The sequence below is a fragment of the Streptococcus pseudopneumoniae genome, from assembly GCF_001072925.1.
Classification (GTDB): Bacteria; Bacillota; Bacilli; order Lactobacillales; family Streptococcaceae; genus Streptococcus; species Streptococcus pseudopneumoniae_Q.
On record NZ_JVHE01000010.1, the window covers coordinates 1 to 204 of the forward strand.

1 protein-coding gene is annotated in these 204 nt (G+C 50.0%); it reads left to right on the plus strand.

Features of this window, described 5'->3' with window-relative positions; genetic code table 11:
* Positions 1 to 204: hypothetical protein (locus ADH81_RS11240; RefSeq protein ID WP_049525687.1), on the plus strand; the 204-nt coding region annotated here is incomplete at both ends.

Here is a 204-nt window from a genome sequence, read left to right on the forward strand (position 1 = left end):
CTTGTTGACGCTGACTCAGATGCTGAGGTCGATGCGCTTGTGCTTGCTGATTCAGATGCTGATGTTGACGCACTTGTTGATGCTGACTCAGATGCTGATGTGCTTGCACTTGTTGATGCTGACTCAGATGCTGATGTTGACGCGCTTGTTGACGCTGACTCAGACGCTGATGTTGATGCACTTGTTGACGCTGACTCAGATGCT